Origin of the sequence: Rossellomorea sp. NPDC077527 (assembly GCF_044542955.1) — a bacterium.
GTDB classification, from domain to species: Bacteria; Bacillota; Bacilli; order Bacillales; family Bacillaceae_B; genus Rossellomorea; species Rossellomorea aquimaris_E.
Genome location: NZ_JBITVL010000003.1, coordinates 143,915 through 165,045, shown reverse-complemented (window position 1 = coordinate 165,045; position 21,131 = coordinate 143,915). Strand labels below are relative to the sequence as shown.

Annotated in this window: 25 protein-coding genes; all 25 read left to right on the top strand. The window is 41.6% G+C overall.

Translation table 11 applies throughout. The features are described from left to right. The first annotated feature begins 149 nt into the window (after nt 1-149). The 25 genes from trmFO (at nt 150) to fliP (ending at nt 21,124) form a co-directional block, all read left to right on the top strand. Nucleotides 150-1,448: an FADH(2)-oxidizing methylenetetrahydrofolate--tRNA-(uracil(54)-C(5))-methyltransferase TrmFO gene (gene trmFO / locus ACIGG7_RS10760; protein ID WP_397549770.1), complete on the top strand. Its 1,299-nt coding sequence runs from the start codon at nt 150-152 to the stop codon at nt 1,446-1,448. Between the two features lie 61 nt (nt 1,449-1,509). Beyond that, nucleotides 1,510-2,409, top strand: coding sequence for a tyrosine recombinase XerC (xerC, locus tag ACIGG7_RS10755; RefSeq protein ID WP_397549769.1), 900 nt, complete (start codon nt 1,510-1,512; stop codon nt 2,407-2,409). A gap of 19 nt (nt 2,410-2,428) precedes the next feature. Further along, nucleotides 2,429-2,971: an ATP-dependent protease subunit HslV gene (gene hslV / locus ACIGG7_RS10750; protein WP_397549768.1), complete on the top strand. Its 543-nt coding sequence runs from the start codon at nt 2,429-2,431 to the stop codon at nt 2,969-2,971. Nucleotides 2,972-3,036: 65 nt separating this feature from the next. Then, complete coding sequence (gene hslU, locus ACIGG7_RS10745; protein WP_397549767.1) at nt 3,037-4,449, top strand: ATP-dependent protease ATPase subunit HslU; 1,413 nt, start codon at nt 3,037-3,039, stop codon at nt 4,447-4,449. A 96-nt stretch (nt 4,450-4,545) separates the two neighbouring features. After that, nucleotides 4,546-5,325: a GTP-sensing pleiotropic transcriptional regulator CodY gene (gene codY, locus ACIGG7_RS10740; protein ID WP_149155501.1), complete on the top strand. Its 780-nt coding sequence runs from the start codon at nt 4,546-4,548 to the stop codon at nt 5,323-5,325. Nucleotides 5,326-5,915: 590 nt separating this feature from the next. After that, a complete protein-coding gene (gene flgB, locus ACIGG7_RS10735) occupies nt 5,916-6,305 on the top strand; it encodes a flagellar basal body rod protein FlgB (protein WP_224941140.1) in 390 nt (129 codons plus the stop codon). 2 nt (nt 6,306-6,307) lie between these two features. Next, the gene (gene flgC / locus ACIGG7_RS10730) at nt 6,308-6,769 is read left to right on the top strand and encodes a flagellar basal body rod protein FlgC (RefSeq protein WP_397549766.1); all 462 of its coding nucleotides are present in this window, start codon (nt 6,308-6,310) and stop codon (nt 6,767-6,769) included. A 17-nt stretch (nt 6,770-6,786) separates the two neighbouring features. Then, on the top strand, nt 6,787-7,092 hold the full coding sequence (gene fliE / locus ACIGG7_RS10725) for a flagellar hook-basal body complex protein FliE (RefSeq protein WP_397549765.1): 306 nt from the start codon (nt 6,787-6,789) through the stop codon (nt 7,090-7,092). A 33-nt stretch (nt 7,093-7,125) separates the two neighbouring features. After that, a complete protein-coding gene (fliF, locus tag ACIGG7_RS10720) occupies nt 7,126-8,724 on the top strand; it encodes a flagellar basal-body MS-ring/collar protein FliF (protein WP_224941137.1) in 1,599 nt (532 codons plus the stop codon). A gap of 11 nt (nt 8,725-8,735) precedes the next feature. After that, entirely contained in the window at nt 8,736-9,749 is a 1,014-nt protein-coding gene (fliG, locus tag ACIGG7_RS10715; protein ID WP_224941136.1) for a flagellar motor switch protein FliG, read from the top strand. Then, nucleotides 9,742-10,515, top strand: coding sequence for a flagellar assembly protein FliH (fliH, locus tag ACIGG7_RS10710; protein WP_397549764.1), 774 nt, complete (start codon nt 9,742-9,744; stop codon nt 10,513-10,515). The genes fliG and fliH overlap by 8 nt, the downstream gene beginning before the upstream one ends. Further along, complete coding sequence (gene fliI / locus ACIGG7_RS10705) at nt 10,512-11,831, top strand: flagellar protein export ATPase FliI (protein WP_224941134.1); 1,320 nt, start codon at nt 10,512-10,514, stop codon at nt 11,829-11,831. The genes fliH and fliI overlap by 4 nt, the downstream gene beginning before the upstream one ends. Before the next feature lie 5 nt (nt 11,832-11,836). Continuing rightward, a complete protein-coding gene (gene fliJ / locus ACIGG7_RS10700) occupies nt 11,837-12,283 on the top strand; it encodes a flagellar export protein FliJ (RefSeq protein ID WP_397549763.1) in 447 nt (148 codons plus the stop codon). A 4-nt stretch (nt 12,284-12,287) separates the two neighbouring features. Beyond that, entirely contained in the window at nt 12,288-12,878 is a 591-nt protein-coding gene (locus ACIGG7_RS10695; RefSeq protein ID WP_224941132.1) for a MotE family protein, read from the top strand. A 30-nt stretch (nt 12,879-12,908) separates the two neighbouring features. Next, the gene (locus ACIGG7_RS10690; protein ID WP_397549762.1) at nt 12,909-14,180 is read left to right on the top strand and encodes a flagellar hook-length control protein FliK; all 1,272 of its coding nucleotides are present in this window, start codon (nt 12,909-12,911) and stop codon (nt 14,178-14,180) included. Between the two features lie 8 nt (nt 14,181-14,188). After that, nucleotides 14,189-14,818, top strand: a complete 630-nt coding sequence (gene flgD / locus ACIGG7_RS10685) for a flagellar hook assembly protein FlgD (protein ID WP_397549761.1) — start codon at nt 14,189-14,191, stop codon at nt 14,816-14,818. An 11-nt stretch (nt 14,819-14,829) separates the two neighbouring features. Beyond that, nucleotides 14,830-15,219 (top strand): TIGR02530 family flagellar biosynthesis protein, encoded by a 390-nt coding sequence (locus tag ACIGG7_RS10680; RefSeq protein WP_397549760.1) that lies wholly within the window; start codon nt 14,830-14,832, stop codon nt 15,217-15,219. A 71-nt stretch (nt 15,220-15,290) separates the two neighbouring features. Beyond that, nucleotides 15,291-16,514, top strand: a complete 1,224-nt coding sequence (gene flgF / locus ACIGG7_RS10675) for a flagellar basal-body rod protein FlgF (protein ID WP_397549759.1) — start codon at nt 15,291-15,293, stop codon at nt 16,512-16,514. A 75-nt stretch (nt 16,515-16,589) separates the two neighbouring features. Next, nucleotides 16,590-16,805, top strand: a complete 216-nt coding sequence (locus tag ACIGG7_RS10670; RefSeq protein WP_224941127.1) for a flagellar FlbD family protein — start codon at nt 16,590-16,592, stop codon at nt 16,803-16,805. Beyond that, nucleotides 16,802-17,227: a flagellar basal body-associated protein FliL gene (fliL, locus tag ACIGG7_RS10665; RefSeq protein WP_397549758.1), complete on the top strand. Its 426-nt coding sequence runs from the start codon at nt 16,802-16,804 to the stop codon at nt 17,225-17,227. The genes ACIGG7_RS10670 and fliL overlap by 4 nt, the downstream gene beginning before the upstream one ends. A 34-nt stretch (nt 17,228-17,261) precedes the next feature. Next, a complete protein-coding gene (gene fliM / locus ACIGG7_RS10660; RefSeq protein WP_224941125.1) occupies nt 17,262-18,260 on the top strand; it encodes a flagellar motor switch protein FliM in 999 nt (332 codons plus the stop codon). Continuing rightward, entirely contained in the window at nt 18,250-19,401 is a 1,152-nt protein-coding gene (gene fliY, locus ACIGG7_RS10655) for a flagellar motor switch phosphatase FliY (protein ID WP_397549757.1), read from the top strand. Before fliM ends, fliY begins: the two co-directional genes overlap by 11 nt. A 40-nt stretch (nt 19,402-19,441) precedes the next feature. Further along, complete coding sequence (locus ACIGG7_RS10650) at nt 19,442-19,804, top strand: response regulator (protein ID WP_224941123.1); 363 nt, start codon at nt 19,442-19,444, stop codon at nt 19,802-19,804. Between the two features lie 23 nt (nt 19,805-19,827). Next, on the top strand, nt 19,828-20,466 hold the full coding sequence (locus ACIGG7_RS10645) for a flagellar biosynthetic protein FliO (RefSeq protein ID WP_397549756.1): 639 nt from the start codon (nt 19,828-19,830) through the stop codon (nt 20,464-20,466). Next, the gene (gene fliP, locus ACIGG7_RS10640; RefSeq protein WP_224941121.1) at nt 20,459-21,124 is read left to right on the top strand and encodes a flagellar type III secretion system pore protein FliP; all 666 of its coding nucleotides are present in this window, start codon (nt 20,459-20,461) and stop codon (nt 21,122-21,124) included. The genes ACIGG7_RS10645 and fliP overlap by 8 nt, the downstream gene beginning before the upstream one ends. Nucleotides 21,125-21,131: the final 7 nt, after the last annotated feature.

Here is a 21,131-nt window from a genome sequence, read left to right as displayed (position 1 = left end):
CTCTATTACCTATTGGGTCAGCCCTTTTGTGTTTTCCTTTAATTTTGTAAAAACTATACAGTTTTTCAATATATATATCTTTTTTTAACATTGTCCCTTGAGGTACAATGCTGACAGGTTATAACGTTCGGACTGTAGGAGGTCAAATCATGACAGTAAATGTTATTGGAGCAGGGTTAGCAGGTAGTGAAGCCGCTTGGCAGATTGCAAAGAGGGGAATCAAAGTCAATCTCTTTGAAATGAGACCCATTACGAAGACCCCTGCCCACCATACAGATAAATTTGCAGAGCTTGTGTGCAGTAACTCCCTTAGAGCCAATACTCTTACGAATGCAGTAGGGGTATTAAAGGAAGAAATGAGATGTTTGGATTCGGTCATCATGGCTGCAGCTGATGCTTGTTCCGTCCCGGCTGGAGGAGCACTGGCCGTCGATCGCCATGAATTTGCTGCGCTGGTTACAGATAAAGTGAAAAACCACCCGAACGTAACGGTGTTCAATGAAGAAGTCACCGAATTGCCTGAAGGGACTACTATTGTAGCTACCGGTCCTTTGACTAGTGAGAAACTTTCAAGGCAAATTAAACAGCTGACAGGGGAAGAGCACTTATACTTTTATGATGCAGCTGCACCGATCATTGAGAAAGACTCCATAGATATGGACAAAGTGTATTTGAAATCCCGTTATGATAAAGGGGAAGCAGCATACTTAAATTGCCCGATGACCGAAAGTGAGTTCAATCGTTTCTATGAGGCCTTGATTTCTGCAGAGACGGTTCCGTTGAAAGAATTCGAGAAAGAAATTTTCTTCGAGGGCTGTATGCCGATTGAGGTCATGGCTTCACGCGGAAAGAAAACGATGTTGTTCGGACCATTAAAGCCAGTGGGATTGGAAGATCCTAAAACAGGAAAACGTCCGTATGCTGTAGTACAATTAAGACAAGATGATGCAGCAGGAACGCTTTATAATATTGTCGGGTTCCAAACTCATTTAAAGTGGGGACCGCAGAAAGAAGTGTTACGTTTAATTCCTGGTCTTGAAAATGCTGATATTGTACGTTACGGGGTCATGCACAGAAATACCTTCATCAATTCACCTAATGTCTTAAAGGATACGTATCAGCTGAAGAATCATGAGAACCTGTTCTTTGCAGGTCAGATGACAGGAGTGGAAGGGTATGTGGAATCTGCTGCGAGCGGATTAATCGCAGGTATCAATGCTGCAAAACTCGCAATGGATCAAGAACCCCTGGTGTTTCCATATGATACGGCAATCGGAAGTATGGCCAGATATATAACGACGGCGAATGAAAATAATTTTCAGCCTATGAATGCCAATTTTGGCCTTTTCCCTGATTTGCCCAAAAAGGTCAAAAGTAAAAAAGAGCGTAATGAACAACACGCAAACCGGGCTTTAGAAACAATTCAGAACTTTGTGAAAAAAGTGTAAAATTCATTGCAAGGGCTGTTCGGTTGTGTTACTATTTAGTAGCCCTTGTGAGGTGTTAAACATGGAGAATCAATTAAATGAACAACTACAATCCTTTACTGAATATTTACAAATAGAAAAGCATTATTCTGTTCATACATTTGAACAATATCGTCATGATATTGAAGAGTTCTACGTATTTATGAAAGAACAAGGTTTAAGTTCATTAAAAGATGTCGAGTATTCTGATGCGAGACTTTTTTTAACTAAGCTGCATGATCAAGGTTTAAAGAGGTCTTCCATTTCAAGGAAGGTTTCCAGTATTAGAAGCTTATACCGTTATTTGAACCGGGAAAAGCAGCTGCTCGATAACCCTTTTTCATTTGTCAATCTCCCCAAAAAAGAACAGAGACTACCTAGCTTTTTTTATGAGGAGGAAATACAGGCACTGCTGGATGCCTGTGCCGGGGAATCCCCCATGGAAATACGTAATCGGGCGATCTTCGAACTTCTTTATGCAACGGGTATCCGAGTAAGTGAGTGCACGAATATACAGCTTGGTGACGTTGACATGGGATTATCTACGGTCCTGGTTAAAGGGAAAGGAAACAAAGAAAGGTATGTCCCATTTGGAAGCTACGCACACGATGCACTAGAACAATACATAACACAGTCCCGGCCAAAGTTGATAAAGGATAATCCCCATAATCAGTTGCTGGTCAATCATCGTGGTGGAGCATTAACCCAAAGGGGTGTACGTTTGATCTTAAATAAGATTATCGAGAAAGCATCTTTGACGGGGAAGATACACCCACATATGCTCCGGCACACTTTTGCAACCCATTTATTGAATAATGGTGCCGATTTAAGGACGGTTCAAGAACTTCTCGGACACGCTCAGCTATCATCAACTCAGCTATATACCCATGTGTCCAAGGATCAGTTGAGAAAAACGTATTTAGCACATCACCCACGTGCTTAGAAGAGTTGGAGGTCAGGATATGGAACAATTCCACGCAACCACTATTTTCGCCGTGCAGCATAAAGGCAAATGTGCGATGTCAGGCGACGGACAGGTTACATTCGGAAACTCCGTTGTCATGAAGCATACCGCAAGGAAAGTACGGAAATTATTCAATGGGAAAGTATTGGCTGGTTTTGCGGGTTCAGTTGCCGATGCATTCACTTTATCAGAAATGTTTGAGGGAAGGCTTCAGGAGTTCAACGGAAATCTTCAGAGAGCAGCAGTCGAGCTTGCAAAAGAGTGGCGAAGTGATAAGGTACTGAGAAAGCTTGAAGCGATGTTGATCGTCATGGATGAAAGTCATCTTCTTTTAATTTCCGGAACGGGTGAAGTGATTGAGCCGGATGATGGGATTCTGGCCATCGGTTCTGGTGGGAATTACGCATTATCTGCTGGCAGGGCATTGAAACTTTATGCCGGTGATCATTTATCTGCTAAGGAAATCGCTCAATCATCCCTTCAAATTGCTGCAGATATTTGTGTATATACGAATAACCAAATTATCGTCGAAGAGCTTTAATCGCGGATCTTCAGATTTGAAATGATATCCTCTCACACTATTAGGAGTAAGGAGTGTGCCACTTTATGAAGAGTACTGTCCACTTAACCCCAAGGCAAATTGTAGAAAGACTGGATCAATACATTGTAGGGCAGAAAGATGCAAAGAGAGCCGTTGCTGTTGCCCTTAGGAATCGCTATAGACGAAGCCTTTTGTCTGACGTATTGAAGGATGAAGTGATTCCAAAGAACATCTTGATGATGGGTCCCACAGGTGTCGGTAAAACAGAGATTGCCAGAAGGATTGCCAAACTGGTCCGTGCCCCATTTGTGAAGGTGGAGGCAACCAAGTTTACGGAAGTAGGCTATGTTGGACGCGATGTTGAATCGATGGTCAGGGATTTGGTCGAGACTTCGGTTCGTCTGGTTAAAGAGGAGAAGATGGTCGGGGTTCGCGAAAGGGCTGCGGAAAATGCCAACCGTCGCTTAGTAGAACTTGTCGTTCCATCAAAGAAAAAGTCCTCATCTTATAAGAATCCGTTTGAAATGATATTCGGTGGTAACGGGAATCAAGAGACATCAGAAGAAGATGATGAGAAACAGGAAGAAATTTCACTACAAGAGCAAAGAAGAAGAATCGAAAAGAAACTTGATGACGGTGAATTGGAAGAAGAATTCATCACGATTGAAGTGGAGGAGCAACAAGCATCCATGTTTGATATGCTCCAAGGTTCAGGTATGGAACAAATGGGGATGAACATGCAGGATGCCCTAAGTAGTTTCATGCCAAAGAAGAAGAAAAAGCGTAAATTAAAAGTGAAGGAAGCAAGGGTTGTACTGACAAATGAGGAAGCCCAAAAGCTCATTGACATGGATGAAGTGACCCAGGAGGCGATCGTCCGTGCTGAACAGTCCGGTATCATTTTCATAGATGAGATTGACAAAATTGCGAGTAAGAGCTCCGGTCAATCTTCTGCGGATGTATCCAGGGAAGGGGTTCAGCGGGATATTCTCCCTGTAGTGGAAGGTTCTACCATTGTCACGAAATATGGTTCGGTGAAGACAGATCATGTCCTTTTTATAGCGGCAGGCGCCTTTCACATGAGTAAACCTTCAGATCTTATTCCTGAATTACAAGGACGTTTTCCGATCCGTGTGGAACTTCAGAAGCTCTCTACGGAGGACTTCGTTCGAATTCTAGTTGAACCGGACAATGCGATCATTAAACAATATATCGCTTTAATGGAAACAGAAGGTATACAAATTGAATTTTCTGACGATGCTATTCGTAGACTAGCTGAAATTGCTTATGATGTTAATCAAAATACTGATAATATCGGAGCGAGAAGACTTCATACCATTATGGAAAAACTCCTTGAAGATCTGTCCTTTGAAGCACCGGACATCACCATGGATACGGTGAAGATCACACCTCAGTATGTTGATGATAAATTAGGTGCCATTTCTAAAGATAAAGATCTAAGCCAGTTTATTCTATAAGTTTTTCCTTACCCACAATTGGGTAAAGGTAGATGGATAAATGATAATAGTAAATAAAATAATAGATACACTTAAGTTGTAGTAGGAGGAAATGTAATGAATTTATTAGGTAAAACAAGAACCATCAATGCCATGTTGCAAAAAGCAGCCGGTAAACCGGTGAATTTCAAAGAAATGTCTGAAACTCTAAGTAAGGTGATTGAAGCGAATGTATTCGTTGTCAGCCGCCGTGGTAAACTGTTGGGTTATGCCATCAATCAGCAGATCGAAAATGAGCGTATGAAACAAATGCTGGCAGACCGCCAATTTCCTGAGGAGTACACTCAAAACCTGTTCAATGTTCAGGAAACCTCTCCTAACCTTGATGTAAATAGTGAATATACTGCTTTCCCAGTAGAAAATAGAGAATTCTTCAAGAATGGTTTAACGACAATCGTTCCAATTATTGGTGGGGGAGAAAGATTGGGAACCCTGATCCTTGCCCGCCTGGAAGCAAGTTTCGAAGATGATGATTTGATCCTTGGTGAATATGGTGCAACCGTGGTAGGTATGGAGATCCTTCGTGAAAAAGCCGAGGAGATCGAAGTCGAAGCGAGAAGCAAGGCAGTTGTACAAATGGCGATCAGCTCATTGTCTTACAGTGAACTTGAAGCGATCGAACATATCTTTGAAGAATTAAATGGAAACGAAGGACTACTCGTAGCTTCTAAAATTGCCGACAGAGTTGGTATTACACGATCAGTTATCGTTAATGCCCTTCGTAAACTTGAGAGTGCAGGTGTCATTGAATCGCGTTCTCTAGGGATGAAAGGAACGTACATCAAAGTATTAAACAATAAATTCTTAGTTGAATTGGATAAATTGCGTACAAACTAAAATAATCCAAAAGCTGTTTCCCTACTGGGAAGCAGCTTTTTTTGTGAACAGAGGGATCTAATCAGTGAAAACATGGCTAGGAAACAACATATGAGGGATGAATGAAGCGAAAAGTCAGACTGTTTAGGGAAAATAAGTCGAATGAACTACTGGCAATCGGTCTTTGGGTATTGTCATCTAATGTATGGGTAGTACAATAAAATTACAACAATGTTACGACCAATTTCGACATCAGGACACTGATATAGACAAATCACAAGCATAAGCATGCACTTTAAACCAGGAGAGGTTTTCTTGTGTATTCCGTGGATGATCTTCTATTATTTGAAAGATTCAATTTAAAGGTTGATGTAACGTTTCTGTAACATAATTGGTAAAAAATATATTTATGTGTAAAAAACAACCATGGGAATATAAGGATGAAAAGTGGATTAAAAGTCACGAAATTGATGAATATCGGCCTCTTTCAGGAAAATTTACCGAATATTCATAGACACTAATCTTGCTAAACATTACAATAAATACTGTTGTATGTTAAATTTGTCAAAAATAGTTGAAACATGTCAAAAAAACGGATAGAGGTGCCTAAAGTGAAACTATTTTCCAATACGTTCACTACTCTTGAAAACGGGCTGAATTACGCTGCGTTAAATCAGAAAGTCATTTCTCAAAATATTGCAAATGTCGATACACCGAATTATAAAGCGAAAAAAGTAGAGTTCAAGAAGGTCTTTGATCAGTCTCTCCAGCAACTGGATGCTAAGCGAACGGATCAACGCCACTTTACCTTTCATTCAGACAGTCAACATCCTGCTGTGAAGACGAAATCCACTTACCAGTATAATCACAACGGTAACGGAGTGGACCTCGATCAGGAAATGTCAGAAATGGCTACTAACCAAATTTACTTTAATGCCCTGTCAGATAGGATAAATGGTAAATTTAATAGTCTGCAATCCGTCATTAGAGGAGGTAAATGATCATGACTTTGTTTACAGGTATGAATACAACCGCTTCCGCTCTTACTGCGCAGCGTTTGCGAATGGATGTTATTTCTTCCAATATGGCAAATGTGGATACAACGAGGGGGAAAATGGTGAACGGGGAGTGGCAGCCCTACCAGAGGAAATCAGTAGTGATGGCACCGCAGGAAAATCAGTTTTCATCTTTTTTAAATCAGGCCATGAATACGAGAGACAATCATTCTGTCGGCAATGGCGTAAAGGTATCAAGGATTGAAGAAGATGAACAAACTCCATTTAAGATGGTTTATGACCCTGAGCATCCCGATGCAAATGATGAGGGGTATGTCAGGCTGCCGAATGTCGATCCATTGAGGGAGATGATAGATCTTATCTCAGCGACACGGTCATATGAAGCCAATGTAACCGTCTTTAATGCAAATAAAGCGATGTTAATGAAGTCACTGGAAATTGGTAAATAGAGAGAGGTTTTAATTCTATGGCAATTCAACAAATTAATTCGATAACACCTGGGATTATAAGTCCGTCCTTTGCAAAAAAAAATAATTCCCCTTCTGAGGGAGCAGGTAATTTCAGTCAACTATTAAAGAATTCTATCGATGAAGTTAATAAGATGCAGGTGCAATCGGATCAATTAACAGAAAAGCTTGTCAGGGGTGAAAATGTCGATCTACATCAAATGATGATTGCTTCCCAGAAGGCGAGTATCACCCTGCAAACAACGATGGAAGTACGTAATAAAGTAGTGGAAGCCTACCAAGAGATTATGAGAATGCCAATGTAGTAGACTCATGCAGTCGAGTACCGGAGGATTGTAATGAATGAATCGTTTAAGAAATATACAGATCAGATAAAGTCTTTTTGGACAAGTAGAACCAAGAAACAAAAAATGAGTATGGGAGCCATCTTCCTGATAACCGTTATTCTTATCGGTACGTTAAGTTATTTTACAACAAGGACGAGTCTGGAACCTTTGTATAGTAATTTATCCCCTTCAGAAACGGGAACTATCAAAGAAAATCTGGATGGCAGGGGAATCCCCTCGGAAATTACAGATAGTGGATCGACGATCATGGTCCCTAAGGAACAAGTGGATACCTTAAAGGTTGAACTGGCAGCTGAGGGAATTCCAAACTCAGGAAGCATTGACTACACCTTTTTTAGTCAGAATGCCGGATTTGGTATGACGGATAATGAGTTTAATGTAATGAAACTGGATGCCATGCAAACCGAATTAGCAAATCTAATAAAGGGGATAAACGGAATCCAGGATGCAAAGGTCATGATCAATCTTCCTGAAAAGGAGATTTTCTTAAGTGATGATGTTCAAAATGCATCAGCTTCCATTGTGTTGGATACTAAACCAGGATTCACATTAGATCCAAAGCAGATTAAATCGCTTTATCACCTTGTTTCAAAGAGTGTGCCGGACCTTCCTACTGAGAATATCGTCATCATGAATCAATATTTTGAGTATTTTGATTTAGATTCTCAAAATAATTCTATGGGAAGCGGGAATTTTGCCCAACAAATGAATGTAAAGAAAGAAGTCGAGCGCGATATTCAACGTCAGGTTCAGAATATGCTTGGCACGTTGATCGGCTTCAACAAGGTAGTGGTTTCAGTCACTACAGATATTGATTTTACTCAGGAAAACCGTGAAGAGGTTCTGGTGACGCCGGTCGATGAAGAAAATATGGAAGGAATTGCGGTCAGCGCTCAGCGAATTACAGAAACATTTTCAGGTGAAGGAGCGAGCCCTGGTGGGACAGCTGGAGCAGGGGACACGAATGAACCGACCAACAGCGGAGTAACGTACGGATCCAGTTCAGAATCGAATGGTGATTATGAACGTATGGAAGAAACGATCAACAATGAAGTCAATCGGATTAAAAAAGAAATCGTTGAAAGCCCATATAAAATAAGGGATCTTGGGATCCAGGTCATGGTAGAACCACCTAACCCTGAAGAAGAAACGTCGTTGCCGCAAGGTCGGGTCGATGATATCCGTCAAGTATTGTCTACTATCGTTCGTACCTCGATTGACAAAGAAGAAAATCCTGAACTGACAGACGAGGCCATTGAAGATAAGGTGGTCGTCTCGGTTCAACCTTTCAATGGGAAAATGGACGTCTCTACAAAAGAGAAACCGTTCCTCCCATGGTGGACGTACGTAATCGGTGGTATTCTCCTTGTTGTGATTCTTTTATTGGTATTTTTCTTAATGCGTTCACGAAAGAAAGATCTTGAAGAAGAGCTGGAATATGAAGAACCAAGAGAACCAGTCCAAATCCCTGACATCGAACCAAAAGAAGAAACAGAAGGCTCGATTCGCAGGAAGCAGCTGGAGAGAATGGCTAAAGATAAACCAGAAGAATTCGCTAAACTGTTACGCACCTGGTTAGCAGAGGATTAGGAGGAATGAACATGGTAAGAAGAGAGAAAGGTTTAACAGGGAAACAAAAGGCAGCCATCCTCCTGATCTCTCTTGGTCCTGATGTATCGGCATCGGTGTACAAGCATTTGTCGGAAGAAGAAATCGAAAAGCTTACATTAGAGATATCCGGAGTGAAAAAGGTAGAGACGGAGGCTAAGGAAGATATATTAGAAGAATTTCACAATATAGCCATTGCTCAGGATTACATCTCACAAGGTGGTATAGGCTATGCCAAAACCGTTTTGGAAAAAGCGTTGGGGACAGAACAGGCTTCAGCCATAATCAATCGTTTGACCTCCTCTTTACAGGTCAAGCCATTTGACTTTGCGAGGAGAGCGGATGCTGCTCAAATCCTTAATTTCATTCAAAATGAACATCCACAGACGATCGCATTGATACTATCTTATTTGGACCCGCAACAGGCTGGTCAAATTCTTTCAGAGCTTCCGCAGGAAGTACAAGCAGATATTGCAAGGCGGATCGCTGTAATGGATGGTACCTCACCGGAAGTGATCAGTGAAGTGGAAGCCATCTTGGAACGGAAGCTATCAGCCACTGTCACGCAGGATTATACTCAGACAGGTGGAGTTGAAGCGGTAGTGGAAGTGCTAAACGGTGTGGATCGTTCAACAGAGAAAACGATCCTAGATGCTTTGGAAATTCAAGATCCTGAATTAGCCGAAGAAATCAAGAAGAGGATGTTTGTCTTTGAAGATATCGTCACACTTGACGGTCGTTCCATTCAACGTGTCATCCGAGATTGTGACAATGAAGACCTGCTTCTGTCTCTTAAAGTGTCAAGCGATGAAGTGAAAGAAGTGGTATTCAGGAATATGTCAAATCGGATGGTTGAAACCCTTAAAGAAGAAATGGAGTTCATGGGACCGGTGCGATTACGGGATGTTGAAGAAGCGCAGTCACGTATAGTAGCAGTCATTAGAAGATTAGAGGATTCCGGTGAAATCATCATTGCCCGTGGTGGAGGAGACGATATTATTGTCTAGGATCATAAAGTCTACCTTAGCTCAAACCGTCGAAGAGAACAAAAAAGTCATTTCTCTTAAAAAGTTAACCCCGACTAATGAGGTATCCCAAAAGGAAGATATCCTAATGGGTCAGACTTCTTTAAGAAGGGATCAAATCATAGAACAAGCGACCAATGAAGCTGAACGAATCATCCAATTGGCGAAGGAGAAGGCTCGTCAAGAAGAAGACCGTTTGATGTATGAAAAGGAAAATTGGTTATCAGAACGAGAGCAGCTCGTGCAGGAGGCGTACAATGCCGGTTTCCTTCAGGGAGAAGAAGAAGGAAAGAGGAAAGGCTATCAGGTTTTTCAGTTGAAACTGCAAGAAGCAAATGACATTGCTGATTGGAACAGGGAACAGTTTGAAGGTCATATTCAGCGAGCAGAAGAAGTCATCCTCAATCTTGGGATCGCATGTGCAGAGAAAATTATCAATCAAAAGCTGGAAGCAGAACCTGAAGCATTCCTATCCATTGTGAAAAGGGGGTTGAAGGAAGTGAGGGATTTGCCCCACATCCAGATACATGTCCATCCTTCCAGACATCATTTGCTTGCCGTAAATAAATCCGAACTTGAAATGATGTTCCCGACTGACATTCAGTGCTTCATTTATGCCAATGACGATCTCGGACATGAGGAATGTTACATTGAAACGAATCAAGGGCGAGTCATTGTCAGTGTTGATTCACAACTAAGAGAATTAAAACTGAAGCTTCATCATCTCCTGGAAGGTGATGTGGAATGAAAGCGGTAGATCTTATCTCCCATATCCCTCATATCCCCACCTTCAAGAAATTCGGGAAAGTGAAACGGGTTGTCGGATTGATGATTGAGTCACAAGGACCGGAAAGCTCTGTCGGTGAAGTCTGCCATATCCATATTTTCTCCCGTGGGAAGCAAAAGGTGATTATGGCAGAAGTCGTGGGATTTAATGATGATTTAGTCATCCTGATGCCTTATACGAATATGCAAGATATCTCACCGGGGAGCCTTGTTGAAGCAACATCAAAGCCTTTAGAGATCAAAATAGGATCTTCTTTGATTGGGAAAGTGATTGACCCCTTGGGGCACCCCCTTGATGGCAGTCAATTGCCTTCAGGATTAAGCACCGCCTATACGGAACAGGACCCACCCAATCCATTATCCAGGCCTCCGATCGATGAGAAGATGGAGGTTGGTGTAAAAGCCATCGACAGCATGTTGACGGTAGGTAAGGGACAGAGGGTAGGGATTTTTGCCGGTAGCGGAGTCGGGAAGAGTACATTATTAGGCATGATTGCCAGAAATACGAAAGCGGATATAAATGTCATTGCTCTAGTAGGAGAGCGTGGCAGGGAAGTAAGGGAGTTCATCGAAAGAGATTTGGGCGTAGAAGGGTTGAAAAGGACGATTGTAGTGGCAGCCACATCCGACCAACCTGCTCTCATGAGAATAAAAGGGGCCTTTACGGCAACGGCGATTGCTGAATATTTCCGGGATAAGGGCATGAACGTTATGCTAATGATGGATTCAGCTACAAGGGTGGCCATGGCTCAGAGGGAGATTGGATTGGCTGTTGGCGAACCGCCTACAACCAAAGGATATACGCCTTCAGTATTCGCCATTTTACCAAAGCTACTGGAGAGAACAGGGACCAATCTCCAAGGAAGTATTACGGCATTTTATACCGTTCTCGTAGATGGTGATGATCTGAATGAACCTATCTCTGACACAGTGAGAGGTATTCTTGACGGTCATATCGTCCTTGACCGTCAAATCTCCAACCGGGGACAATACCCTGCCATTAATATTCTTAAAAGTGTCAGCCGGTTGATGAATCACCTGGCAACTCATGAGCATTTACAAGCTGCAACTAGGATCAGAGAATTATTGAGTACGTATATGAGCTCTGAAGACCTGATTCAAATCGGGGCATACAAGAAAGGTACATCCCCTGAAGTGGATGAAGCCATCCAATTTTACCCTGGGATCATTTCCTTCCTGAAACAGGGAGTATACGAAAAGGTTTCTCTTCCTGCTAGTGTCGAGGAGCTAATAGAGCTATCGGAAAGAGGTGGATGATTCGAATGAGTTATCAGTATAAATTCCAGCGAATATTGATGCTGAAAGAAAAAGAAAAGGATGAAGTCCAAGAAATGTATAGGGGCTCTATCGAAAAATTTGAAACCGTCGCCGAAAAGCTTTATGAGTTCCTGAAGAAGAAAGAAACGCTTGAACAAAAGCAGCAGACTCAATTACAGCATGGCTTATCCGTGCAGAATATTCGACATCACCAGCAGTTCATCGCCAATCTTGAAAAAACCATTTCTTACTATCAGGATTTGGTGATACAAGCGAGGAACCGTATGAATTGGTATGAAGAAAAGCTTGTAGATATGAATGTCGAAGTGAAAAAATACGAAAAAATGAAAGAAAAAGATTTTCGTCGTTTCCTTCGGGACATTCAGTTGATGGAAAATAAACAATTAGACGAAGTGTCAGTCGTTCAATATATGAAACGGAGAGCAAGGTGATTTCATGGCAAAGGTAATCGAAGAGGAAAAGAAAGATTCATCCAATCGCTTTCAAAGATTTATTTTTATCATCGTCATTCCTCTCTTGTTTGCAATAACCTTCGCTTTGGTCATCATGACGTTCGCAGGGATAAACATATTTGAGAAAGCACAATCGATAAGTTCGGACATCCCTTTCTTGTCCAAGGTCATCCCTTCAAATGAAACCGAGGACCGAAAGCAATTACAAGAGAGGATTATTTCATTAAATGCTTCTATTGAAGATCAAGAAGCAAAGACTGCACAGCTTCAAAGTGAGATTGAGAAGAGAGACAGTGAAAATGAACAACTTCAGGCAACCATCCAGCAGCAGAAAGCAGAACTGGAAGAATTAAGGCAGATTGGTGAAGATAATAAGCGTGCCTTTAAGGAAGTTGTCAGTACCTTTGAAGCGATGTCTGCTAAGAGCGCAGCTCCTGTTCTCATGAACATGGATGATGAAGAAGCAATGAAGATTCTATCAAACATCAAACCGGATACACTGGCTGATATTTTGGAAAAAATGCCTCCCGAGGATGCCGCAAGATACACGGGTCTTCTTTCCACAGAGGAATGACGGAATGTTTTATTAAAAGGAGGTGAATGAATGGAAATCGGAATCGGGATTCAAAGCGTAAACTCTATTTCAAAAGGGAACAAAGGAGCTGCCTTGACGAAAAAGGAGATGGTGGGCTTTTCCCAACACCTTCTGGGCTCCGTCTCGAATCAAGTCAGTGGGAATGAAGTGAAAAAAGAAGGGTCATTGTCATTTCTCACCGGTCTTGAAGCTTTACTTGGAACACATGAGCTAGAGGGTCTCGCCCTTACACAAAAGCAACTGGATGAACTTTCAAAAGTGAAAGAAGTAGATGTCAGTCAAATCGCGGATATTCTCGGAGTTAGCACAGAGGCAATCACTACGCTTTTTTCTGAATTAAGTTCCGTCCTGTTTGGTACCATGCACGAGGCTGCTACAGGTAGCGCCGAAGATGCATATGAAAACCTTCTGGGCACATTGCAACTCTTGCAATCCGCCTTTTCACGGAATGTAAAAGGATCTAAGCCTCTAGTCCAAAATGCTCTTCAAGTGTTGAATAACGAAGGGCAAATAGAAAAGGTCATTAAGTTAGCCAAAGTATTGGAACTATTCACTCAAAAGCGGGACTTGCATGTTACCGATGCAGCAAAAGCAACAGAGATGAAAGCAATGGTGAAGAATCTTCAAACTGGGGTAGAAGCTTCGATTACAAAGCTGGGTCATCCTGTGGGGGATTGGTCACGCATTTTAAGAGAATCATATACAAGGAACTTACCAGAAGAAACTCATGGTATGGATCCTGCAATAGATGCTCCGAATGCTGATAAGAAAAGTATTTCCTCCATACCCGGAACCAATCTTCATTTTGTATTGCCTAGGACGGAAACCAATTCAATCCATTTGACATCGGGTGGACGATCTGTCCAATATGATCAATTTGTGAAAGAGTTCCAGAATATCCTGGGTAAATCGAGTCTAATGTCACAGCCCAACATGAGTAAGATGTTAATCAAGCTTTACCCTGAACATTTGGGTTCCCTCAGGATTGAATTACTACAGCATAATGGAGTGATGACAGCGAAGATATTAGCGTCTTCTACTTCAGCGAAAGAAATGCTGGATTCTCAAATTCACGGGTTAAAACATGCGTTCAATGCTCAGAATCTAAATGTGGAGAAGATTGAAGTCTCCCATGCACTTTCAGATACAGAGCGACAGTTCAAAGAACAATCACAACATCAGTCTCAGCATCAAAAACAGCAACAATCCGACCAAACAGGAAAGACAAAGGAAGAGGAAAATCAATCCTTTAAAGATTTTCTCGTAAATACCGAAATATAGGTGATGACATGACGAAAATAGATCCGAGTTTACTTTATTCCACAGTGCAGACAAAACGGCAGTCAGCAGGGGATATTTTAGGAAAGGATGATTTCCTGAAGATACTGATGACCCAATTGCAAAATCAAGATCCATTGAATCCGATGCAGGATAAAGACTTCATCGCTCAAATGGCTACATTTTCTTCCTTGGAGCAAATGACGAATCTCACTCAGACGATGGAAAAGTTCGTTGATAATCAAAGTCAGACCCAATTGATTTCTTACAATCAATTTGTAGGTAAGCAGGTTACGTGGCATAAGATCGTTGAAACGGATTCTAATGAAACACCAGAAATACAAGAAGGACAAGGACTTGTGAAAGGTGTTCGCTTTAAAGGGGATTCTGTTGAATTCATCATGGAAGACGGTACGATATTAACTCCGGGAAATATTTCTCAAGTGAATTCTGAAGGAAGCCAGGATTCTTCCCTGGTGAGTGCATCCATGTTAATAGGAAAGAAAGTCACTTGGAATGGAGAAGAAGGAGAACGGAGCGGAGTGGTACAGTCTGTTTCAAAGAAAGATTCACAAATATGGTTTCAAACAGCAGAAGGGGAGAAAATCTCCAGTGATGCTTTAATAAAAATTGAATCATAGGGAGTGGTTGCATGGAAAAGACGTTCTTTCACCGTTCACCGCAACCAATATCGTCTCACTACCATAATAAAGCAACTAAGCCATCTGTCCACGGTTCTTCGTCGTTTGCAACTCAATTGGATAAAGCGATCCAAGATGTGGCTCCAATGCACGTCAGTAAACATGCAAAAATACGAATGGAGCAAAGGGGCATTTCCATTTCCAGGGAAACATGGGCGGAAATCGGTGAAAAAGTGAAGGAAGCAAAAGGGAAGGGTGTACAGGATTCGCTCGTCATATTGAAAGATGCCGCATTGATCGTCAGTGCGAAGAATCAAACAGTGATTACGGCGCTTGATCGTGAAGAAGCCCATTCTCAAATTTTTACCAATATTAATGGAACGATATTAATTGATTCATAGGCCGGACCTGAAAAAGGAAGCCTATCGCTGTGGAATGACTGAAGCAGCACATACGAAAGGGGACAACATTCATGCTACGTTCAATGTATTCAGGTATAAGTGGAATGAAAAATTTTCAAACGAAATTAGATGTCATCGGGAATAATATCGCCAATGTGAATACGTATGGATACAAAAAAGGCCGCGTGACGTTTCAAGATCTCATGAACCAAACCGTTTCAGGGGCCAGCAGGGCAACTGCTAACCGTGGTGGTCAGAATGCAAAGCAAGTGGGTCTTGGATCCTCCCTATCTTCTATTGATACAATTCAGACCCAGGGAAGCCTCCAGACTACGGGACGTTCATTGGATGTCGCCATTTCAGGGGATGGATATTTCGTTGTAAGACAAGGGAATAACGAAATGTTCACCCGTGCAGGGAACTTTTATCTGGACTCAAATGGGAACCTGGTAACGGGACAAGGAAACCTCGTGCAGGGGTATCCTGTTAATGCAGATGGAGACGTCAATAAGAGTGGTACGGCGGATATTAAGATTGACACGAACACCACCATGGCACCTCAAGCAACGAGCAAAGCCACTTATAATGGGAATTTAAAGTCAAGTGCTCCAATTGGTGCTGAAGTTGAGCTTGAGACCAAAGTAAAGGATTCACTAGGTAAGGATATTAGTATTAAATTATTAATGAATAAAACAGCTCAGAATACCTGGGGTGTTACGATCTCAAGTCTGACAAACGATGTGACAGTATCTGCTGGTCAAACAACTTCTCTGACCTTTGATGCAGGAGGGAAGTTAACTTCTCAAGTTCCTTTTCCTATCACATTGAATAATCAAACAGGTGGCAATCAATCTCAATCGATTGACTTGGATTTCTCCAAAATCACCCAGTTCGACAGCTCATCATCCGCCAATGTTGATACCGTGGATGGTAACTCGGAAGGATATCTGGAAAGCTTCAATATCGGATCTTCCGGTGAAGTGAACGGAGTATTTTCGAATGGAGAAGTACGCGTTTTGAGCCAATTGGCGCTCGCAACATTCTCGAATCCAGGTGGATTGACGAAAGCTGGAAGTAATTTGTTCCAGGCTTCCAATAACTCTGGTCTTCCTAATCAAGGCGTTGCCGGAGAAGGCAGGGGATCTCTCCAATCCGGATCACTTGAAATGTCCAATGTGGATTTATCAGAGGAATTCACGGAGATGATCACAGCTCAGCGTGGATTTCAGGCCAATACTCGTATCATCACAACATCGGACGAAATTCTGCAAGAGCTTGTAAACTTGAAACGTTAATTCCTTAAAAGGGAGGAAGGGACTGACTGATCAGTCATGATGATCGTCATACAGACAGGTCAGTCCCAAATATGAATGATTACATTAACCAGGTTGAATGGTAAATCGTTTACTTTAAATGCCTTATACATAGAAACAGTAGAAGCGTTTCCGGATACTACCATTCTGTTATCGAACGGAAGGCGGTATGTGGTGAAAGAGACAGTGGACGAGGTTAACGCCCTGTCATGTACGTTCTATGAAAGAGTGAACCTGCTTAATCTGCCACAGGAGGGAGGAAGTACAAGATGAAGAGTAAAGCTATGACCATCATGATGATATCTTTGGTGACCATTACCTTCGTGGGTGTCATTGCTTTGGTTGTTGTACTGAAATTCTCAGGGGAAGAAAAAGCGAAAGAACCTTCCATCGAAGAAGTGATCGAGAATTCAGTAGACATACCTGAAACCACAACCAATTTAATGAGCAATGACTTTATCCGGATCTCATTCAAGATCCAGACGGATAGTAAAAGAGCAAAGAAAGAACTAGAGAAAAGAGATTTTCAAGTGAATAATATTATCATAGAAGAGCTTTCAGAATTGAAAGCAGAAGAACTGCAAGGAAAACAAGGGAAAGAATTGGTCGAAACAAAGGTGAAAGACAAAGTGAACTCCCTTATGCAGGAAGGCGCGGTAGAAAAAGTGTATATCACCTCTATGATGATTCAGTAAGGCAGCTGTTAGTGGAAGGTTTGGAGGTGAAGAGATGGCAAGTGAAATATTGTCCCAAAGTGAAATAGATGCCCTGTTATCTGCCCTCAATACAGGGGAAATGAGTGCGGATGATTTCAAAAAAGAAGAAGAAGAGAAAAAAGTCAAAGTATACGACTTTAAAAGGGCACTGAGGTTTTCAAAAGACCAAATAAGAAGTTTGACCAGGATCCATGAAAACTTTGCAAGGATCTTAACCACTTATTTCTCTGCTCAATTAAGGACATATGTTCAAATAAATGTAGCTTCTGCCGATCAAATTCCTTATGAAGAATTTATTCGTTCCGTTCCGAAAATGACAATATTGAATGTGTATGAACTGCCTCCGCTGGATGGAAGGATCCTCATGGAGATTAACCCGAATATTGCGTATTCAATGATGGATCGTGTGATGGGGGGAAGAGGAGTCAGTGTCAACAAGGTTGAGTCCTTGACCGAAATCGAAACAAGGATCATGAGCCAATTATTTGAAAAGGCGTTTGAAAATCTTAGGGAAGCTTGGAGCACAGTGGTGGACGTTGATCCGGTGTTTGCTGAATTTGAAGTGAATCCCCAGTTTTTACAAATGGTCTCTCCCAATGAGACTGTAGTGGTCATTTCATTGAACACAACGATAGGTGAAACGAGTGGCATGATCAACATTTGTATTCCTCATGTTGTATTGGAGCCCATTCTTCCGAAGCTATCAGGAAGTTATTGGATGGAGTCAAAACGGAAAGAAAGTAATCCTGAAGATACCGCTCTTCTTGAAAGAAGAATCAAGCAAGCGCAAGTACCGATTGTCGCTGAATTAGGCCAATCGGATATCACCATTGAGGAATTCCTTATGCTTTCAATAGGTGATGTTATTGAAATGAAAACAAGAATCGATGATCCTTTGACCATTCGAGTGGGTGAGATTCCTAAGTTTACGGCTCAGCCTGGTAAATCAAATAAAAAAATGGCTGTCCAAATTTTAGATTCGTTGAAGGGGGGAGAAGACGATGATGAGTGATGATATGTTATCGCAAGATGAAATAGATGCATTGCTTCGAGGATCAGCAGAGCCTGAAGAAGTAATAGAAGACCGTAAAGAGATCAACATGAGTGATTATATCAGCTCAATGGAAGAAGACGCCTTAGGTGAGATCGGGAACATATCTTTTGGGAGTTCAGCAACAGCACTCTCTACACTGCTGAATCAGAAGGTGGAGATAACGACGCCTAAAGTATCCATTATTAATAAGAATCATTTAGAAGAAGAATTTCCACATCCCTATGTAGCCATCCAAGTTAAATATACTGAAGGATTTTCAGGTGTGAACTTACTGGTGATTAAACAATCGGATGCCTCAATCATTGCCGATTTGATGCTGGGTGGTGATGGCCGAAATCCATCTGGTGATTTAGGTGAAATTCAGCTCAGTGCAGTCCAGGAAGCCATGAATCAGATGATGGGTTCTGCTGCAACATCCATGTCGACGGTATTTAGCAAGAAAGTCGATATTTCACCCCCATCCATTGACCTCATGTATATCCCACAAGGAGAAGGTGAGGAGAATCTCCCGGATCAGGATCTTCTGGTGAAGGTTTCATTTTCTTTGAAGATTGGAGATCTCATTGATTCTAATATCATGCAGCTTCTGCCGTTAAGTTTTGCCAGAAGTCTAGTGGATGAATTAATGAATGGTGGTGCACAGGAAGAAGTGGCGGCGGCTCCGCCACCGGTTATGGATAGTCCTCAAACAGCGCCTGAACCTGTAAACAATCTCGTTCAAGAGAGTATTGATCGATCACCACAGCATTTGGGAGGACAAGCATCGTACTCAGAGCCCGTCAATGTACAGCCTGCTACATTCAGTAGTTTCGAACCTGCTTCCTTAGGACAGCAGGAAACGAAAAACCTAAATATGTTATTGGACATCCCGCTTCAAGTGACAGTAGAGCTTGGGAGAACAAACCGATCGGTGAGGGATATCCTCGAATTATCATCAGGTTCAATCATTGAGCTCGATAAGTTAGCAGGGGAGCCGGTAGATATTCTCGTGAACAGCCAACTGATGGCAAAGGGGGAAGTCGTGGTCATCGACGAAAACTTTGGAGTCAGGATAACAGACATTGTTAGTCAAAGTGATCGAATTAAAAAATTAAAATAAATAGAAATGATTCTTAATGAGATGATGGAGGATGAAGAAAATGGCAAACAAAATTCTAATCGTGGATGATGCAGCCTTTATGAGAATGATGATTAAAGACATTTTAACGAAAAATGGCTTCGATGTCGTTGGGGAAGCAGCGGATGGAAGTCAAGCTGTTGATAAGTATAAGGAATTAAAACCGGATCTTGTGACCATGGATATTACCATGCCTGAAAAAGATGGGATTGCAGCCTTGAAGGAGATCAAAACGATTGATGCTGGTGCGAAAATTATCATGTGCTCAGCGATGGGACAACAAGCTATGGTCATTGATGCCATTCAAGCGGGAGCAAAGGACTTTATCGTGAAACCATTTCAGGCAGATCGTGTAATCGAAGCGATCCAGAAAGCGCTAAGCTAACATCAATAAGAAGGTGCATGATAGTGAAACAGTTTCAAATTTTATTAGGTATAATGCTTTTCTTTCTAACGGCGGGAGCTTCTAGCCTTACTGTATCCGCTGAAGTGAATAATGTGAAAGATTGTATAGAGCATCCGGATAAATGCAATGGTCAACAAATAAATGAAGTGGAAAGTCCCGAATCAGGGCTTTCCACTTCCGTTACATTTGTAGATTATCTAAAAATGATCGTCGCTCTTGTATTTGTCGTTGCACTTATTTATTTTTTATTGAAGTTCATTAATCAAAAGAGCAGATCGTTTCAACAAACAAAATTAATCAATCATTTAGGTGGAGCACCACTTGGTGGTAATCGTTCCGTGCAAATTGTGAAAGTAGGCAATCAGGTTCTCGTATTAGGAGTCGGGGAAGATATTCAGCTTTTGAAAGAAGTGACGAATGAAGATGAGAAAAAGGAAATTCTTTCGTACTATCAGGAACCTCAAATACCTTATGGGCCACCGGCGGTATCCAGCTGGATCAACAAGATAAAAGGATCTTCGACAAATATGGAGGGGAATTCATTTCAGTCACAGTTGAGAACTCAGCTCGAGGAAATAAACAAAGGTAGAAAAAAGATGATGCAGGAATTAAAGAATAAGGGGAATCATTCAGATGAATGAGTTCATGGAATTTTTTAATAGCAGTTCTGCAGATAATGTTTCAACGAGTGTAAAGCTATTATTATTATTTACTGTCTTATCGCTCGCCCCTAGCATTCTGATCTTGATGACATCTTTCACACGGATCATGATCGTTCTGTCCTTTGTCAGGACGTCCCTTGCTACACAACAAATGCCGCCGAATCAGGTGTTGATTGGACTCTCTTTATTCCTTACTTTCTTTATTATGGCTCCTACTTTTCAGGAAGTGAACGATGAAGCATTGACTCCTCTTTTTAATGAAGAGATTAATCTTGAAGAAGCTTACGATAAGGCTTCCATTCCGTTTAAAGAATTTATGAGTAAGCAGACAAGACAAAAGGATCTGGAGCTATTTCTCGAGTATTCCGGTGCTGAGCGACCGGAATCTGTGAAAGATATCCCCCTCACATCCTTAGTGCCAGCTTTTGCATTGAGTGAAATCAAGACGGCATTTCAAATAGGCTTCATGATTTTCATTCCATTCCTGGTCATCGACATGGTTGTTGCCAGTGTGTTGATGTCTATGGGGATGATGATGTTGCCACCTGTGATGATTTCCTTGCCTTTCAAGATTTTGCTTTTTGTTTTGGTTGATGGTTGGTACTTGGTAATAAAATCTCTTTTACAAAGTTTTTAAGTAGGTG

Excerpts from the sequence above, each read along its gene's own strand:
- ACIGG7_RS10650 (WP_224941123.1), top strand. The coding sequence starts at position 19,442 with ATGGCAAACAAAATTCTAATCGTGGATGATGCAGCCTTTATGAGAATG.
- fliG (WP_224941136.1), top strand. The coding sequence starts at position 8,736 with ATGGTAAGAAGAGAGAAAGGTTTAACAGGGAAACAAAAGGCAGCCATC.
- ACIGG7_RS10680 (WP_397549760.1), top strand. The coding sequence starts at position 14,830 with ATGGAAAAGACGTTCTTTCACCGTTCACCGCAACCAATATCGTCTCAC.
- fliJ (WP_397549763.1), top strand. The coding sequence starts at position 11,837 with ATGAGTTATCAGTATAAATTCCAGCGAATATTGATGCTGAAAGAAAAA.
- flgD (WP_397549761.1), top strand. The coding sequence starts at position 14,189 with ATGACGAAAATAGATCCGAGTTTACTTTATTCCACAGTGCAGACAAAA.
- fliE (WP_397549765.1), top strand. The coding sequence starts at position 6,787 with ATGGCAATTCAACAAATTAATTCGATAACACCTGGGATTATAAGTCCG.
- ACIGG7_RS10670 (WP_224941127.1), top strand. The coding sequence starts at position 16,590 with ATGATTACATTAACCAGGTTGAATGGTAAATCGTTTACTTTAAATGCC.
- fliY (WP_397549757.1), top strand. The coding sequence starts at position 18,250 with ATGATGAGTGATGATATGTTATCGCAAGATGAAATAGATGCATTGCTT.
- flgF (WP_397549759.1), top strand. The coding sequence starts at position 15,291 with ATGCTACGTTCAATGTATTCAGGTATAAGTGGAATGAAAAATTTTCAA.
- fliI (WP_224941134.1), top strand. The coding sequence starts at position 10,512 with ATGAAAGCGGTAGATCTTATCTCCCATATCCCTCATATCCCCACCTTC.
- fliM (WP_224941125.1), top strand. The coding sequence starts at position 17,262 with ATGGCAAGTGAAATATTGTCCCAAAGTGAAATAGATGCCCTGTTATCT.
- fliL (WP_397549758.1), top strand. The coding sequence starts at position 16,802 with ATGAAGAGTAAAGCTATGACCATCATGATGATATCTTTGGTGACCATT.
- fliF (WP_224941137.1), top strand. The coding sequence starts at position 7,126 with ATGAATGAATCGTTTAAGAAATATACAGATCAGATAAAGTCTTTTTGG.
- xerC (WP_397549769.1), top strand. The coding sequence starts at position 1,510 with ATGGAGAATCAATTAAATGAACAACTACAATCCTTTACTGAATATTTA.
- ACIGG7_RS10690 (WP_397549762.1), top strand. The coding sequence starts at position 12,909 with ATGGAAATCGGAATCGGGATTCAAAGCGTAAACTCTATTTCAAAAGGG.
- codY (WP_149155501.1), top strand. The coding sequence starts at position 4,546 with ATGAATTTATTAGGTAAAACAAGAACCATCAATGCCATGTTGCAAAAA.
- flgC (WP_397549766.1), top strand. The coding sequence starts at position 6,308 with ATGACTTTGTTTACAGGTATGAATACAACCGCTTCCGCTCTTACTGCG.
- hslU (WP_397549767.1), top strand. The coding sequence starts at position 3,037 with ATGAAGAGTACTGTCCACTTAACCCCAAGGCAAATTGTAGAAAGACTG.
- trmFO (WP_397549770.1), top strand. The coding sequence starts at position 150 with ATGACAGTAAATGTTATTGGAGCAGGGTTAGCAGGTAGTGAAGCCGCT.
- hslV (WP_397549768.1), top strand. The coding sequence starts at position 2,429 with ATGGAACAATTCCACGCAACCACTATTTTCGCCGTGCAGCATAAAGGC.
- fliP (WP_224941121.1), top strand. The coding sequence starts at position 20,459 with ATGAATGAGTTCATGGAATTTTTTAATAGCAGTTCTGCAGATAATGTT.
- ACIGG7_RS10695 (WP_224941132.1), top strand. The coding sequence starts at position 12,288 with ATGGCAAAGGTAATCGAAGAGGAAAAGAAAGATTCATCCAATCGCTTT.